This is a genomic window from Corallococcus sp. AS-1-12, assembly GCF_020036995.1.
Classification (GTDB): Bacteria; Myxococcota; Myxococcia; order Myxococcales; family Myxococcaceae; genus Corallococcus.
In genome coordinates, this window is record NZ_JAIQDD010000026.1 from 109,174 (window position 1) to 124,528 (window position 15,355).

Here is a 15,355-nt window from a genome sequence, read left to right on the forward strand (position 1 = left end):
GGAGCGTGCGAGCGCCCCGGGCACCGCGCCTTCGTCATTCCCGGAGGTCACCCGCGGCCGGTCACGCGGCGCTCCAACAGGGCGTAGTGGCGGGCGAGGCGGGTGTAGTCGGCGGGGCGGATGGGGGTGCGCTCCTTCGTGCGCAGCAGGTCCTCCTTCGCGTCCAGGTAGTCGCGCGCGGGCACGCCGCAGGTCTCCTCCAGGAGCCGCGCGGCCTCCGTGTCCGGCAGGGAGGGGGAGATGCCCAGGCGCTCGTGCATCAGGCGCCGCAGGCCGGTGTCGAGCTCCGGCAGCAGCTCCGCCTCCACCTTCGCGCGGCGCATGAGCCAGCCCAGGGAGCGCACGTACTCGCGAGACGAGCGGTGCCGCTCCACGTGCACGGGGCGGGGGGCACCGAAGCGCGTGCCTCGGGAGACGACGTAGACGAGCCCCACGGCGAGGCTCTGCGCGATGAAGACCCAGAGGCCCTGGGACAGGGGCGGGCGGGTGATGACCGCGTGGTGGAACTCGTCGAAGCGCAGGGGGCCGCGCGCGGCGAGCGCATCCCAGAACCGCAGGTTGTCGAGCAGCTCCAGCCGCCGGTTCTCCGCGAGGTCCGGGCCCGCGGCGACGTAGACCTCGCCCTGGCCCAAGCCCCAGCGCCACAGCACGCCCGCGCTGCCCAGGCCCGCCAGCGGCACCGCGTCCTCGTGTTCCAACCGGATGCTCCGGTCCCGGGCCACGCGCAGGAGCGACAGGTCGCGCAGCGCGCCCGCGGGCAGCCACACGTCCACGGTGACGCCCGCGGGATCCACCCATTCGGAGGCAAGGCCCTGGTGGTTCGTGCCGGGCAGCGCGCCAGAGACGATGTGCAGCCAGTCCTCCATGCCCGGCTGGTGCTCCGCCAGCGCATGCGGAGACAGGTACACCAGCGTGCCGCCGCCCCGGACGAAGCGCTCCAGCGCGGCGACCTCCTCCTTCGTCACGGGCTGGGCCTGCGGCGCGGCGATGACCAGCGTGCGCGTGCCGGCGGGAAGCGAGTCCAGGGACGACGTCTGCGCGCTGACGTCCCGTCCGCGTTCTTGCAGGTAGACGAAGAGGGCCTTGAGCCCCAACGGGCCCGGGTTCGTGACGGACGGCACGGGGGAATCCGGCGGGGCCTCGTGCGAGGCCAGGCCCACCGCCAGCGCCACGGCGATCATCAACCCCAGGACGACCGCGACGCGCGCGTTCTTCACGGGCGGACCTCCGCGAGCGAGCCGTGCAGTTGCTCCACGGACTCCACGAAGCGCGTGGCCTCTTCGCGTGACACCGGCTCCAGCGAATAGAAGGCACGGTCGTACCAGCCGACCAGCCGCTCCACTTCACCCGTCACGCGTGCGGGGGCGCCTCGTGTGGGCAGCTCCGCGGCGAGCTCCCGGTTCGTCTTCACGCGGTCCGGCCGCGCCAGCTTGCGCTGCTCCAGCGTGGACAACAGGCCCAACAAGCCTTCGCGGATGGCCTCGCGCGCGTCCTCCGTCTCCAGCGCGGTGCGCGCACGGCCCAGGTGTTCTCCGGGTGTGTCCAGATCCAGGGGCGCGGCTTCGCCCTCCACTCCCGGCGCGGTGACGGTCTTCCTGCTCCGGCGCCAGCGCACCCTCAGCACTCCGAACAACACCACCGCCAGCGCCAGCCCCAGCATCACCGCGCGCGTGGCCACCGCGAAGCCCTGCGCGCCCCGGGATTCGAACAGGCTCTCCAGCCAGTTCTGCAACTCGCGCAAGAGGCGCGTCAGCAGGTCGCTGTTGCGCTGCCGGGCTCTCGCGAACTCCGGCCGGTCGAGGATGGCGTGCAGCCGCTCCGGTTCGCTCGTCACGCCGGGTGACACGGACGGCTCCGCGTCCAGCGCGCACACGGCCTCCAGGTACACGGTGAGCTGCCGGGCTCGTTCAGGCTGCGTCTGTCCGGAGGTTCCGGGTGGCAGGGGCACGCCGTCCAGGGCCTCCACCAGCCGGTTCACCTCCGCGTTGAACGCGGCGGGCTGCGAGCGCGCCGTGTCCTCGAGCCGACGCGACACGGCCTCCCGGTCCGCGCACGGGGGCAGGGCAGCCAGCAGGAGGACGAGGGGCAGGGCGGGCACGGGCGGTCAGGGGGACGGCGTCGCCGGCTCCGCGGTCGCGATCCGCCGCTCCAGGTCCAGGCCCTCGCGGCGCACGCGCATGTCCACGTAGAAGAACGCGGACACCACGAAGCTCAGCGGCGTGAAGAAGGACTGCCCCACCACCTGCAACAGCTCCGCGGGGACGAGCAGCGCCTGCGGAATGGCCGCCTGCGCCGCCGGATCCAACAGGTTGCCGCCATAGGCGAGCCGGACGATCCACGCGGGCAGCCCCGACACCAGGCTCACCGCGATGAGGATGCCGCCCACCACCGTGGACAGCACCATGGCGCGCACCGTGCCCCGGCCCATGAAGCCCGGCTCGACGCGGCCCTTCAACAGGGCCCCGGAGCGCTTGAAGGCCGCCCACGCGCCCACGTCCTCCATGGCCAGCACGGGGGGCAGGAGCATGAAGCGCAGGAAGTACCAGAGCACCGCGGCCAGCGCGCCCAGCCCCAGCACGATGGCGCCGATGATGATCAGCGCGATGCTCAGCGCCGTGCCGCCGCCCGTGCCCCTCCCTGTCACGGCCGCGACCACGCCCATCCCCATGATGAGCGAGCCGGGCAGGCACAAGAGGAGCGTCACCCCCGCGGCCCACGCGATGGACAGCAGATAGGTCGCGGTCAGCGTGCCCAGGCGCGACACGGCCCGCCGCAGCCCTTCCGAGGGACGCACCGGCTCCCCCAGCCGCGCGGGAATCACGTACCGGGCCGCCGCCGTGGTGGCCACCCAGAAGTTCCACACGAGGAACACATACAGCACGAGCATCAGCCCCAACACGATGCCGGACTGGGCCAGGGTCTGTGAGGGATCCGCGCCCGAGGGGGCCTTGCCCAGCCCGGGCAGCACGCCCACCGTGCGCGTCATCGCGACGGTGAACGCCTTGACCGCGATGTAGTTGAGCAGGTCGAACCCCAGGACCAGCACGAACAGGGGCTTCAGGTGCGCGCGCCAGAACGTCGCCGCGCGGTCGATGATTTCTCCGATGGCGAGGGGGCGCAGCTCAACGGAGGTCGGGGAGGGCGTCACGGCCGCGCAGCATAGCGCCGCCTTCAGCGCACGGGTTCACCCATCACGAGCAAGGCCCAGGCATCCGCTTGCGCCGCGCAATCAGCCGCGAGGCGGCGCGCATGCGTCCAGCAGCGCCCGGGCCGCCGCGCGCGGATCCTCCGCCTCCAGTACGGCGGAGATGACCGCGGCACCCCAGGCCCCCGGCGCCTCCCGGGCCCGCTCCGGCGTCATGCCTCCCAGCGCCAGGGCAGGGCAGGGCAGCCGCTCCGCGAGGGCCTTGAATCCACGGGGCCCCAGCGTGTCACGCGTGTCCCCGGGCTTGGACCCCGGCGCGAAGACGGGGCTCACCAGCGCCAGGTCCGCGCCCACCGCTGCATCCGCCTCGCGCGCGTCGTGCACCGCCACGCTCACCCACCGGTCCGCGGGCAGGACCGGGCGCACGTCGCGGGGCGAAGGGCCGGAGGCGGGCAGATGCAGGTGCGCGCCCACGAGCAGCGCGACGTCCAGCCGGCCGTTCACGAACAGCGTCCGGCCCCGGCATACCTCCGCCAGGAGCCGCGCCTCCTCCAGGAACCGCCGCCCGGAGGCCTCCGGGTGACGGTGCTGCACGGCGACGTCCGGCCCCGCCTCCAGCGCCCGCTCCAGCGCGGTGAGCAACCGCGCCCGGGGCAGCCGCCAGTCCGTGATGACCACGAGGCGGGGCAGGGCGGGCACCGCTACTCCACGAGCCCTTCGATGGGGCTGGACGCGGAGCCGTACGCCTTGCGCGGGATGCGGCCGGCCAGGAACGCGTCGCGGCCAGCCTCCACCGCCTTCTTCATGGCCACGGCCATGCGCACGGGGTCCTTCGCGCCCGCGATGGCGGTGTTCATGAGCAGCGCGTCCACGCCCAGCTCCATCGCGATGGCCGCGTCGGACGCCGTGCCCACGCCCGCGTCCACGATGACCGGCACCTTCACCACCTCGCGGATGAGCCGCAGGTTGTGCGGGTTGCGGATGCCCAGCCCGCTGCCGATGGGCGCCGCCAGCGGCATCACCGCCGCGCAGCCCGCGTCCTCCAGCTTGCGCGCGGTGATGGGGTCGTCACTGGTGTACGGCAGCACCGTGAAGCCCTCCTTCACCAGGATGCGCGCGGCCTTCACCGTCTCCTCGACGTCCGGGTAGAGCGTCTTCTCGTCGCCGAGCACCTCCAGCTTCACCCACTTGCTCATGCCCAGCTCTTCCGCCAGCCGGCACGTGCGCACCGCGTCCTCCGCCGTGTAGCAGAGCGCCGTGTTGGGCAAGAGGCGCATCTTGTCGCGGTCGATCCAGTTCATCAGCGACGCCTCGCCCGTCGCCTTCAGGTCCAACCGCCGCACCGCCACCGTGACGAGCTCCGCGCCCGACGCTTCGTGGCACTGCTTCATCACCTCGTGGCTGGGGTACCTCCCCGTCCCGACGATGAGCCGCGAGGTGAACGTCACCCCCGCCAGCGTGAAAGGCTTGTCCGCGATGCCGCTCATGACCGTCTCCTCTCCAGGGCCTGCGCTCACCCGCCACCCACGAAGGTGACGATCTCCACCCGGTCCCCGTCCTGGAGCCGGTGCTCGGGGTGACGGGCGCGGCGCACCACCTCCGCGTTCACCTCCACCGCCACCCCCGGGCCGCTGCCCAGATTCAACAGCGCCAGCAGGGACGAAAGGGTGCTGCCCTCCGGCAGCGTCCGCGCTTCTCCGTTGACCCACACGTTCACGGCCTCACGGCTCCTTCCGGCCCGCTTCGGACGGGACCCGCCGGTGCCAGTACAAGGGCGGTTCTGCCCTGTCAACGCACAGCCTCCTCCACGCAACAGCCCTGCTTCAGCGCACGGGAACGGATTTTTCGCGCGCTCTTGCGTTTTGTTCCGCTACCCCAGCAGGCGGGCGACCAGGGGCTGGCTCGTGCGCGGGGCGCCCCTGCTCATACCGCCCCGCGTTGCCAAGCGCTGTGCAGGTACGGGGGGAGCGACCAGTTTCTGCCCAACGCCGGGGAACAAATCACCGGCACTCAAGACACACTCACAGGGGGCGGTCACACATGCGGAAGCTCATGATTGCGGTCACGGCGGTCGCGGGTCTGACGATGGTCACCGGTTGCAAGAAGGATGACGTCCAGGCGCAGCGCGAGGATGTCGCCGAGGCCCGTCAGGAAGCGGCGCAGGAGACGGCGGAGGCGCGTCAGGACGAGAGCAAGGAGCTGGCGGCGGCGCAGCAGGACGCCAACGAGGACATCGCGGAGGCGCGCAAGGACGCGAACGACAAGATCGCCAGCGCCAACGAGGAGGTCCGTGACGAGGAGCAGGACCTGGCCGAGGCCCGGGCCAACCGCAATGAGGACCTGGCCGAGGGCGGCTCCGGCATGGCCGGCACCACCAGCGCCGCGGCGGCCACCACCGTCAACGGCCGCGTGCTCTCCAAGTCCGGCGACACGCTGACGCTGGTCGACAGCGCCAACAAGGAGCTGAAGATCAAGACCAACGACAAGACCGCGATGATGGACAACGCCAGCCGCGCGGTGAAGCTGGACGACATCCAGGAGGGCTCGCAGGTGCGCGCCTCCTACGTGATGGACGGCAAGGACATGGTCGCCCGCGACGTCACCCTGGTGGCGCCGGTGAAGAAGATGGACAAGTAATCCCCGCGCCTTCAGCGCCTGACGTCCTTCCGGACAGGGGAAATACTTGAAGGCGGCGGCTCCCACCCTCGCGGTGGGGGCCGTTTCCTTTTTAGTCGGGGAAATGCCCGGTGGGGTCGGATGGGGATGTCTGACCCGGGTGGTAGGACGCGGGCGTGAGGAGTTCCTCATGCCTTCCCACCCCCGGGAAGCGCCTCTTCGTCAGGAGCGTCACCCACGATGGCCACCCATCCCCCCGCGTCCTCCGCGTCCCGGCCCTTCATCCTCTTCACCACCGGGGCCACGTCCTATGAGCTGGTGCGCTACCTGGGGGCGCGCGCCGGAGGGGAGCTGCTGCTCGCCCGCCGGCACTACGCGCGCACGCCGGGAGGGCTGGTGCTCATCAAGCGCCTGCGCGACGTGACGGATGACGTGGCGCGGGCGCGGCTGCGCGAAGAGGTGAAGCTGCTCATGCGGCTGTCCCACCCGGCCATCGCGCCGGTGTACCTGGTGCGGGTGCACGACGGCGCGCCCCACCTGGTGACGGAGTACGTGGACGGGCCGTGCCTGGAGACCCTGTCCAGCTTCGCGGCGCTGCGGCGGCGGCCCTTCTCGGAGGCGTTCGCCGCGTACGTGGGCGCGGAGGTGGCGGACGCGCTCCACCACGCCCATGCGCTGGAGGACGCGCGCGGCCTGCCCGTCGGCGTGGTCCACCGCGACATCAACCCCCGCTCCCTGCGCGTGGACGTGCACGGGCGGGTGCGGCTGTCCGACTTCGCGTTCGCGTGGTCGCGGCTGCCCGGGCGCGTGGTGACGGAGCCGGGGCTCGTGCGCGGGGACGTGGCCTATGCGTCGCCGGAGGCGCTGGACGGCCTGCCGCTGGATGGCCGCGCGGACCTGTTCTCCCTGGGGATGGTGCTGCTAGAGCTGCTCACCGGACTGCACCTGCTGGACCTGGAAGACGTGGAGCGTGCCGCGCAGCAGGCCCAGCCCGTGCCCGGGACGCGCGGGCTGTGCGCGGAGACGCCCAGTTGGCTCCCCGCGCCGCTGATGGCCGCGCGCATGGCGTGCCTGACGCCGGAGCACGTGGAGCAGGCCACGCGGGGGCTTTCGCCGGGCATGCGGGCGGTGCTCCAGCGGGTGCTCCAGCGCGACCGCGACCTGCGCTTCCAGACGGGCGCGGAGCTGCGGGACGCGCTCCGGGGCCTGCTGAACGCGCAAGGGCGGCCCTATGGCCCTCCGGAAGCGCTGCGCGAGGTGGCGGAGGTGCGCGCGGACGCGCTCGTGGGCCCGGCGGGGGAGGCGGAGGCCGGGCTGCCGCTGGAGGACGACCTCTGGGATGGCTGCGATGACGACGGCGCGGATTGGACGTGAGGCGTGACGGCGGGACGCCCCGGGGCGCTTGTCATCGCGGGAGGCCGTGGCGAAGACTGCTGGCATGGGTGACGTGAAGGAGCTGCACCGCCAGTGGTGCATCGCGGACGGACACGCGGATTCGCTGATGTGGAACCGCGACCTGTGCGAGCGGTCGACGGAGGGGCACGTGGACTTCCCCCGCCTGCGCGAGGCGGGGGTGAAGCTGCAGTGCTTCACGCTGGTGACCCGGGGCTTCCCGTTCATTGGCGGCTTCCCGCTGTTCGCCGCGTGGCGCAAGTGGCCCTCCGAGGCGCGCGGCAGCGAGTGGACGCGCGCGCTCTGGCAGATTGAGCGGCTGGACGCCTTCTGCGCACGCTCCGGGGACACCGTGCGCGTCGCCACCACCGGGGCGGGGCTGGAGGACAACCTCGCGCACGGGCGGCTGTCGGCGGTGCTGGGCGTGGAGGGCGGCCACGCGATTGAAGGCCAGGTGGAGCGGCTGGCGGAGCTGCACCGGCGCGGGGTGCGCTTCATGGGGCTCACGCACCTGTCCAACAACGACCTGGGCGGTTCGTCCTTTCCCATGATGGGCAACCGGGGGCTGACGCCGCTGGGGCACCAGGTGATGGAGGAGATGGCCCGCCTGGGGATGAGCGTGGACGTGGCGCACGCCTCCGAGCAGACGCTCACGGACCTCTTCGCGCACCCCACGGTGCGCTACTTCTGCTCGCACACCGGCGTGCGCGCGGCGGGCGGCGGCTGGCGCAACCTGTCCGACGCGGCCCTGCGCACCATCGCCCAGCGCGGCGGCGTGGTGGGCATCATCCTGGCGCCGGTGTACCTGGGCGGCGACACGTGGGACGACGTGGTCCGCCACGTGGAGCACGCCGTGGACGTGATGGGGGAGGAGGGCGTGGGCGTGGGCAGCGACTACGACGGCATGGTGGCGCTGCCCCGGGGCATGCGGGACGTGACGGATCTGCCCCGCCTCACGGAGGCGCTGCTCAAACGACACCCGGAGTCCTGGGTGGAACGTGTGATGGGTGGCAACTTGCGGCGTTACTTTCGCGAGACGCTCGGCGGCGGTTGACAGCGAAAAACCTGTCGAAAAGAGTCGCCGGCACCCATGAACCGTCTTCCCCTCGCGCTCCTGTCCCTCGTCGGTTTCTTCCTTCTCTCCGGCTGTGGTGGGCCGGGCTCGGGCGACTCGTGTGACGGCGGCGACTACGTGTGCCAGGACGACGCGCAGGCCCTGGAGTGCCGCAACGGCACCTGGCGCCCGCTCGCGTGCCGCGGGCCGCTGGGCTGCCGGGAGCTGGCGGACAGCGTGCGGTGCGACACGTCCCTCAACCAGGAGAACGACGGGTGCGCCATGGACGCGGAGGGTAAGGGCGTGTGCAGCCCCAACGGCGCCGCGCTCCTCACGTGCCAGCAGGGCGTGCTGGTGAAGACGGCGGATTGTTCATCCTGCGCCGTGCAGGACAACCAGGCCGTCTGCCAGCCCTGAGCCTCAGCGCTCCGGTTCCCCCTCGGGCTTCGGTGGGGACCCGGGAGGGGGCGCCGGCAGGTAGCCGCCCGCGGCCATGCGCTTCGCGGACCGCTCGTACATGGCCGGTGAGAGGCCCTGCACGCCGGTGCCGTCAATCCACCGGTTGTAGAAGTTGAAGAGGGCGCAGACGGAGACCGCGTCGTAGACGGCCTCGTCCGACCATCCGGCCGCCTTCAGGCCCTCCACGTCCTCGCGGCGCACGTCTCCGGGCGCGTCGTTGAGCTGGTCCACGAAGGCGAACAGCGCCTTCTCGGCCTCCGGGATGGGGGCCGTCTTCACGTCGTCCAGCACCGCCTGGACGTGCTGCGTGCTGCCCAGCAGTTCCGCCGCGACCGCGGCGTGAGAGCCCGTTCAAAACACGCAGGCGTTGCGCCGCGACGTGTACGCGGCGATGAGCTCCCGCAGCCCGGCGGACAGCGGGGACGGGCCGCGCATCACCTCATGGGTGAAGGCGGACAGCGCGTCCGTCATGCGCGGCTTGAACGCGAACAGGTGCCAGATGCCCGGCGGCGTCATGCCCCCGGCCCGCGCCATGGCGATCATCTTCCCGTAGTGCCCGTCGGACTCGTGCGACTCCACGTCGGGCAGGTACATGTTTTCCGGAGCGGGGGACTTCCTCATCGGGCACTTCCCTGGCGAAGGACGGGGACGCCCATCAGGCCAGCGACGCGAGGAAGCTGTCCAGCACCGAGTTGAAGGCCTCCGGCTGCTCCTGGTTGGGCAGGTGCGCCGCGCCGGCGATGACCTCCAGCCGCGCGCCCTGCACCAGGTCCGCCATCTGCTTCGCCTTCGCCAGGGGCGTCACGGTGTCGTGCTCGCCCACCACCACCAGCGCGGGCCCCGCGTAGCGCGCGAGCAGGTCCTTGCTGTCCAGCCGCAGCGCCATGCCCCGCTGCGCGGCGGCGATGGACTCCGGCGACACGGACAGCCCCAGCTTCGTCACCTCGCGGCCCACCGGCGAGTCCGGCCCCGCGTGGACCAGCTTGGGCACCAGCCCCTGGACGACGGACGCCGTGCCTTCCTTCAGCGCCTGTTGCGCCGTGGCCTCGCGCTTGTCCTTGCCGGCGGCGTCGTCCGCGGTGCACTGCGTGTCGGAGAGCACCAGCCCGCGCACCCGGCCCGGGTCCTCGCGCAGGAGCGCCAGGGCCGCGTAGCCGCCCATGGACACGCCGCCCACCACCGCCGTGTCGAGGTTCAGCGCGTCCAGCAGCGCGAGCGCGTCCTGCGCCAGCTTGCGCATCTCCGTGGGGCCTTCACCCCGCCGGCTCTGCCCGAAGCCGCGCAGGTCCGGCACGAGGAAGCGGTAGCGCCCGGACAGCGCGGCCACCTGCCGGTCGAACGCGGAGCCATCCAGCGGGAAGGCGTGCATGAGCAGCACCGGCAACCCCTGGCCCACGTCCCGGTAGTGCAGCGCGACCCCATCCACGGCGACCGTCAGCATGCGTGCCTCCTCGCGGCCCGCCGCAGGGGGCGGCGTCAGATCCACTTCTTGTACTTGAACCAGCCGACGAGCCCCAGGGGGAAGCCCACCATGGTCACCCACATGGCGGTGTACCAGACCGGTCCCGTCAACTGTTCGAAGTTCTGCCCGAAGAACCCCACGATGAAGGACAGGGGCAGGAAGAGGGTGGCGAAGATGGTGAGCTGCTTGCTGATGTCGTTGGTGCGCTGGGCCACCATGGACAGGTAGCCGTCCATCACGTTGCCCACCACGTCGCGGCTGGCGTCGATCTGCTCGTAGAGCCGCACCAGGTGGTCATAGACGTCGCGGAAGTACAGCGTCGTCTTCTCCTGGATTTGCGGGATGCCCCGGCGCGACAGCATGCCCACCACGTCCCGCTGCGGGGACAGCACGCGGCGCAGCGTCACCAGCGCGCGCTTGAGCTGGAAGATGCGCTGCAGGTGCTCTGGATCCGGATCGGCGAAGATGGCGTCCTCCAGGTCGTCCAGCCGGTCGCCGAAGTCGTCCATGATGGGGAACTGCGCGTCCACGAGCGCGTCCGCGAGCAGGTAGAGGATGACGTCCACGCCCCGGCCCAGCGTGCCCGAGGGGTCGTCCTTCACGCGCCGCAGGATGGCGTCGTGGCCCGGCAGGCGCAGCGCGTGCACGCTGATGAGCCAGTCCTGCGCGAGGAAGTAGTGCTGCTCGTGCAGCGTGAGCTCCGTGACGTCCGAGCCGCAACTGAAGCCCTGCATCACGATGAACTGGTGGTGCGGGTATTCCTCCAGCTTGGGCCGCTGGTCCAGGTGCAGGCAGTCCTCCACGGCCAGGCGGTGCAGTTGGAAGCGCTCGGCCAGGCGGCCCATCACCTCCGCGTCCGGCTCCAGGACGTCGATCCACTTGGGTCCCGGCCTGTCGAGCAGTTCCTCGCCCCCCGAGACCACCCTGCCGTCTTCCCACAGACAGACCTGGATCATTTCCGTGGACTCCCCGGCCCACCTCGCGGGGCCGGGACGCTTGCTAGAACTCCCCGGACGCGATGTCGAGCGGTAGAGTGGGGCCAACGTGTCCGCTGCCGCCGAGAATCCACCGCCGGCCTCCCTGACCCCGAGGCTCGAACAAATCCTCCAGTCGCTGCCCGACCGTGCCTTCGCGGCGCGGCTGCGAGCGGTGTATCTCGCCGCGGCCCAGGCCATCTCCCGGCTGAGCGACCTGGACCTGGTGAAGTACGAGACGCCCGTCGTCGACGCCAGCCCCGACCTGTCACTCTGGGAGGAGATGGCGCCCGTCATCCGCGACACGGTGATGGACGTCAACGTGCTGCTCAACGTCATCCGGGAGCAGTTCCCCGGTACGCCGCCGCCGGCCGCGTCCGGCAAGGGCCCCGGGGACGTGCCCGCCATGCTCCAGGAGGGCATGGCCCGGCTGGCCCAGAGCATCACCCAACTGGGTGAGGCCATGCGCAACCCGTCCGTGGTGAGCGACCGCTGGCAGTTGTTGGCGGAAATCCAACGCTTCCGGTCCGACTACCGCGAGCAGATGAGCCAGCTCGTCTTCGAGTCCGCGAGCACCTTCGGCGAGGTGTCGCGCGCCCAGGTGGTGCCCGGCTACGAGGCGGAGGTGAAGGCGGCCGTCACGGTGCGCGCCATCACGTCCGACCTGTCCCGCATCGTCGCGGCGCGGCTCAACAAGGTGCGCGACGCGAAGCCGGACGAGGTGCTGTGGAACGCGCAGCAGCTCCAGACGGAGCTGGACGCCTTCGGCCGCACCGCCGCGTACCGGAACCTGCGCGCGCAGGACAAGCGCCACATCGTGGAGGCCCGCGCGGAGATTGGCGCGCTCGCGCTCGAGTCCGCCCCCGAGCAGGCACGGCTGCTGACCGTGACGGAAGGCCTGGATGAACTGGTGCGGAGCCTGTCCGCGGTGAACCAGCGTCAACTGCTCATCCTCCACGACCGCGAGGTGTGGGCCGCGTGCGGCGTGCGTTTGGAGCGCGCGCTGGCCCAGTCCAAGAAGGACCCGGTCGCGTCCGCGAAGGCGCTGGCGGAGGCCGCTGCCAGCGCGCAGTCGCTCTATGGCCGGGACCCCACCATGGACGCGTTCCTGCGCAAGGCGCGCAAGCTGAAGCTCGCCACGCTCACGGGCCCGGAGCTGCTCTCCACCATCGAGTCCTTCCAGTCCCAGCTCGCGCAACTGGACGTGATGTGAAGGCCGCGGACAAGAAGGCCTTGGAGCCGCGCCCCCTGCGGCAGGCGGACCTGTCCGGCGTGCAGGGCGTCTTCACCGACGTGGACGGCACGCTGACGACGGGCCACAAGCTGCGCAGCCAGACGGTGCGCTCCCTGGAGCGGCTCTCCGCGTCCGGCCTGCGCGTGGTGCTGGTGAGCGGCCGGCCGGCGGGGTGGGGCGAGGCGTGGGCCCGCCAGCTCCCCGTGGACGGCGTCATCGTGGAGAACGGCGGGCTGTTCTTCCTCAAGGACGCCAGGGGGAAGCTGCGCAAGGTGTACCTGGAGCCGCCCACCCAGCGCGTGGCGAACCGCCAGCGCCTGGAGAAGGAGGTCGGGCGCGTGCTCGCCCAGGTGCCCGGCGCGCGGCTGTCCGTGGACAGCCGCTACACGGAAGTGGACCTGGCGGTGGACTACAACGAGGAGGTCCGGCTGGGCGACGAAGGGGCCTCCCGCATCGAATCGCTGCTGCGGGCCCGGGGCGTGACGGCGGTGCGCTCGTCCGTGCACGTCAACTGCTGGCTGGGCCGCTTCGACAAGCTCTCCGCGTCGCGGCGTTTCGCCAGGGTGGCGTGGGGCGAGAAGCTGGACCCCGCGGACGGCCGGTACGTCTACGCGGGGGATTCTTTCAACGACGCTCCGATGTTCCAGGCGTTCAAGCTGGGCGTGGGCGTGGCCAACGTGCGCGCGGTGCTGGATCGCATCGACGCGCCGCCGGCCTTCATCACCCGGGCGCCCGAGGGGCGGGGCTTCGAGGAGCTGGCTTCCGCCCTCCTCTCCCGCCGCCGGACGGCCCGCAGCAGTCGAGGAGTTTCAACGTGAATGTCGTGAAGCTGGAGCTGGCCCGGGGGCTGGGGCGTCACCTGCGCGCGGGGCACCCGTGGGTGTTCCGCAAGGCCCTGGAGCACACGCCGCGGATCCCGCCCGGCAGCGTGGTGGACCTGACGGAGAACGGGAAGTTCGTCGCGCGCGGGTACTACGATCCGCACTCGGCCATCGCGGTGCGCGTGCTCACGCGGGACTCGCGCGAGACGGTGGACGCGCGCTTCATCACCCAGCGCGTGCAGCGCGCCCTGGCCGCGCGCACGGCGCTCATCGACCTGAAGGACACGGACAGCTACCGCCTCATCCACGGCGAGGGCGACGGCCTGCCCGGCGTGGTGGTGGACCTGTACGCGGGCTGGGCGGTGATGAAGCTCTACTCCGCGGGCCTCACCCCGTACCGCCCCCTCATCGTGGAGGCGCTGAAGGCGGGCGTCCCGGGCCTCAAGGGCATCCTCGGCCGCGATGAAGTCGGGCGCGACGACGTGGAGGAGGACGACGGCCGCGGCAGCGGGAAGATGCTGTGGGGCGAGGAGGCCCCGGAGCTCATCCCCATCCGCGAGCGCGGCGCCATCTTCCTGGTGGACGCGTGGAAGGGGCAGAAGACGGGCTTCTTCCTGGATCAGCGTGAGAACCGCTACCTCATCCGCCGGCTGGGGCAGGGGAGGGACGTGCTGAACTGCTTCAGCTTCAGCGGCGGCTTCTCCGTGAACGCGGCGCTGGGCGGAGCCAACAGCGTCTTCTCCGTGGATCAGGACCCGGAGGCCATCGCCCTGGCGCGGGAGAACTTCACGCGCAATGGGCTGCCGGCGGCGAAGCATGACTTCCTGGCGGCGGACGTGTTCGCGCTCATCCAGTCGTTCAAGGAGGAGGGCCGCACGTTCGACCTCATCATCCTGGACCCGCCCGCCTTCGCGAAGAGCCAGCGCGCGGTGGAGGCGGCCGTGGACGGCTACGCGTCCCTCAACCGGCAGGCCCTGGCGCTCCTGCGTCCCGGCGGCCTGCTGGCCACGGCGTCGTGCTCCGCGCGCGTGACGGGGGACATGTTCATGGGCGCCGTGCGCGAGGCGGGCTTCAAGGCCGGTGTGGATCTGGCGCTGGTGGAGGAGCGCTACCAGCCGCCGGACCACCCCGTGCGCCTGCAGTTCCCGGAAGGGAAGTACCTCAAGTTCTACGTGATGCAGTCGGTGTAGCGGCCCGGCCCCGGGGCGCGCCTGACACGAGGCGCGCTCCACGGGTGCCCGGCAGTGCTCAGGTGCCGAAGACCTTGTGGGCCACGCGGTCCAGCACGTCCTTGCCCCAGACGACGCTGGCCTTGCCCAGCCGGTCCAGGTCGCGGGTGAACTCGCGGCCGTCCGGAACGACTTCGTAGGTGCGGGTCAGGAAGAGATTGCCGGTGTCGGGCTCGAAGTCGACGTTGCCGCCGCCGGTGTCCGTGCCCTCCTCCTGCTGCTGCTGGAAGCCCTCGATGATGCCGGGCTTGGGCGGCTCACGGAACCGGTAGATGAGCGCGCTGCACTTGAGCGCCGGAGGCGACTCGACGTGCTCGAAGGCGTACTGGCCTTCGCCGTTCATCATGCCGCCCAGCCCCTGCTCGTTGAGGCCTTCCGTAACGCCGGCACCCTGGGACTGGAGGTACCACTTCACCAACTGCCGGGCCGCGTCGCGCGTCATCGGGCCCCCCGCGGGCGGCGCAGGACGCGCCAGTCCCATGGAGGACAGCAGCCACTGGATCTTGCTGGAGAACGTGCTGATCACTTCGCGGGGATGACGCGGTCCGCGACGCGGTTGAACACTTCGTCGCCCCACACGAGGCTGGCTTCCACGAGCCGGTCCATGTCCTCCTTGAACTGCTGCGCCGACGGCAGCACGCCGTAGGTGCGGCTCAGGAAGAGGCTCTTGTTCTCGGTCTCGTAGTCCACCTTGCCGCCGCCGGCGTCCGTGCCCTTCTTCTCCTCGTCACGGAAGCCGTCGATGACGCCCGGACGGGGCGCGTCGCGGAAGCGGTAGATGAGGGCGCTGCACTTCAGCGCCCCCGAGTCCTTCACATGCTCGAAGTAGATCTGCGCTTCGCCGAGGGCGGCGCCGCCAAACCCCTTCGCGTTCAACCCGGAGGCCTGCGCATCGCCTCCGTGAGCCTGGATGAATGACTGCACCAGCCGCTGGGCATCTTCGAGCGTCATACGTGCAGTCATACCAGT

At 71.4% G+C, this 15,355-nt stretch carries 19 protein-coding genes; 7 read left to right on the top strand and 12 right to left on the bottom strand.

The features are described 5' to 3' along the window. Nucleotides 1–47: 47 nt before the first annotated feature. From K8556_RS30675 to thiS, 6 genes are all read right to left on the bottom strand, one after another. The gene (locus K8556_RS30675) at nt 48–1,217 is read right to left on the bottom strand and encodes a DUF4350 domain-containing protein (protein WP_223743658.1); all 1,170 of its coding nucleotides are present in this window, start codon (nt 1,215–1,217) and stop codon (nt 48–50) included. Beyond that, nucleotides 1,214–2,098: a DUF4129 domain-containing protein gene (locus K8556_RS30680; RefSeq protein ID WP_223743659.1), complete on the bottom strand. Its 885-nt coding sequence runs from the start codon at nt 2,096–2,098 to the stop codon at nt 1,214–1,216. The genes K8556_RS30675 and K8556_RS30680 overlap by 4 nt, the downstream gene beginning before the upstream one ends. A gap of 6 nt (nt 2,099–2,104) precedes the next feature. After that, entirely contained in the window at nt 2,105–3,148 is a 1,044-nt protein-coding gene (locus tag K8556_RS30685) for a hypothetical protein (protein WP_223743660.1), read from the bottom strand. Between the two features lie 81 nt (nt 3,149–3,229). Beyond that, nucleotides 3,230–3,844 (bottom strand): thiamine phosphate synthase, encoded by a 615-nt coding sequence (locus K8556_RS30690; RefSeq protein WP_223743661.1) that lies wholly within the window; start codon nt 3,842–3,844, stop codon nt 3,230–3,232. A gap of 2 nt (nt 3,845–3,846) precedes the next feature. After that, nucleotides 3,847–4,623 (bottom strand): thiazole synthase, encoded by a 777-nt coding sequence (locus tag K8556_RS30695; RefSeq protein WP_223743689.1) that lies wholly within the window; start codon nt 4,621–4,623, stop codon nt 3,847–3,849. Between the two features lie 35 nt (nt 4,624–4,658). Beyond that, nucleotides 4,659–4,862 (bottom strand): sulfur carrier protein ThiS, encoded by a 204-nt coding sequence (gene thiS / locus K8556_RS30700; RefSeq protein WP_014395831.1) that lies wholly within the window; start codon nt 4,860–4,862, stop codon nt 4,659–4,661. Between the two features lie 335 nt (nt 4,863–5,197). Between thiS and K8556_RS30705 the strand changes: the two genes are divergently transcribed. The 4 genes from K8556_RS30705 to K8556_RS30720 all read left to right on the top strand — a co-directional run bounded on the left by K8556_RS30705 (nt 5,198) and on the right by K8556_RS30720 (nt 8,624). Further along, complete coding sequence (locus K8556_RS30705) at nt 5,198–5,782, top strand: hypothetical protein (protein ID WP_223743662.1); 585 nt, start codon at nt 5,198–5,200, stop codon at nt 5,780–5,782. Between the two features lie 219 nt (nt 5,783–6,001). Continuing rightward, nucleotides 6,002–7,135, top strand: coding sequence for a serine/threonine-protein kinase (locus K8556_RS30710; RefSeq protein WP_223743663.1), 1,134 nt, complete (start codon nt 6,002–6,004; stop codon nt 7,133–7,135). A 64-nt stretch (nt 7,136–7,199) separates the two neighbouring features. Continuing rightward, on the top strand, nt 7,200–8,207 hold the full coding sequence (locus tag K8556_RS30715) for a dipeptidase (protein WP_255652539.1): 1,008 nt from the start codon (nt 7,200–7,202) through the stop codon (nt 8,205–8,207). A gap of 36 nt (nt 8,208–8,243) precedes the next feature. Beyond that, a complete protein-coding gene (locus K8556_RS30720) occupies nt 8,244–8,624 on the top strand; it encodes a hypothetical protein (RefSeq protein WP_223743665.1) in 381 nt (126 codons plus the stop codon). A 3-nt stretch (nt 8,625–8,627) separates the two neighbouring features. Here the strand turns inward: K8556_RS30720 and K8556_RS30725 are convergent, their stop codons facing one another. The 4 genes from K8556_RS30725 to K8556_RS30740 all read right to left on the bottom strand — a co-directional run bounded on the left by K8556_RS30725 (nt 8,628) and on the right by K8556_RS30740 (nt 11,084). After that, a complete protein-coding gene (locus tag K8556_RS30725) occupies nt 8,628–8,945 on the bottom strand; it encodes a peroxidase (RefSeq protein ID WP_223743666.1) in 318 nt (105 codons plus the stop codon). 72 nt (nt 8,946–9,017) lie between these two features. Continuing rightward, nucleotides 9,018–9,287: a peroxidase gene (locus tag K8556_RS30730; protein WP_223743667.1), complete on the bottom strand. Its 270-nt coding sequence runs from the start codon at nt 9,285–9,287 to the stop codon at nt 9,018–9,020. Between the two features lie 34 nt (nt 9,288–9,321). Then, nucleotides 9,322–10,107, bottom strand: a complete 786-nt coding sequence (locus tag K8556_RS30735) for an alpha/beta fold hydrolase (protein WP_223743668.1) — start codon at nt 10,105–10,107, stop codon at nt 9,322–9,324. A 35-nt stretch (nt 10,108–10,142) separates the two neighbouring features. Continuing rightward, nucleotides 10,143–11,084 carry a magnesium transporter CorA family protein gene (locus tag K8556_RS30740; RefSeq protein WP_223743669.1) on the bottom strand — a complete coding sequence of 314 codons (942 nt, stop codon included), beginning with the start codon at nt 11,082–11,084 and terminating at the stop codon, nt 10,143–10,145. An 88-nt stretch (nt 11,085–11,172) separates the two neighbouring features. On the opposite strand from K8556_RS30740, the gene K8556_RS30745 reads away from it, so the two are divergent. Genes K8556_RS30745 through K8556_RS30755 form a run of 3 tightly spaced genes read left to right on the top strand, consistent with a single transcriptional unit; the run spans nt 11,173 to nt 14,347 of the window. Beyond that, a complete protein-coding gene (locus K8556_RS30745) occupies nt 11,173–12,315 on the top strand; it encodes a hypothetical protein (RefSeq protein ID WP_223743670.1) in 1,143 nt (380 codons plus the stop codon). Further along, nucleotides 12,312–13,154, top strand: coding sequence for an HAD-IIB family hydrolase (locus K8556_RS30750; RefSeq protein ID WP_223743671.1), 843 nt, complete (start codon nt 12,312–12,314; stop codon nt 13,152–13,154). Before K8556_RS30745 ends, K8556_RS30750 begins: the two co-directional genes overlap by 4 nt. Then, on the top strand, nt 13,151–14,347 hold the full coding sequence (locus K8556_RS30755; RefSeq protein ID WP_223743672.1) for a class I SAM-dependent rRNA methyltransferase: 1,197 nt from the start codon (nt 13,151–13,153) through the stop codon (nt 14,345–14,347). The genes K8556_RS30750 and K8556_RS30755 overlap by 4 nt, the downstream gene beginning before the upstream one ends. Before the next feature lie 58 nt (nt 14,348–14,405). Here the strand turns inward: K8556_RS30755 and K8556_RS30760 are convergent, their stop codons facing one another. Beyond that, nucleotides 14,406–14,912 (bottom strand): hypothetical protein, encoded by a 507-nt coding sequence (locus tag K8556_RS30760; RefSeq protein WP_223743673.1) that lies wholly within the window; start codon nt 14,910–14,912, stop codon nt 14,406–14,408. After that, nucleotides 14,909–15,337, bottom strand: a complete 429-nt coding sequence (locus K8556_RS30765) for a hypothetical protein (protein ID WP_223743674.1) — start codon at nt 15,335–15,337, stop codon at nt 14,909–14,911. The genes K8556_RS30760 and K8556_RS30765 overlap by 4 nt, the downstream gene beginning before the upstream one ends. Nucleotides 15,338–15,355: the final 18 nt, after the last annotated feature.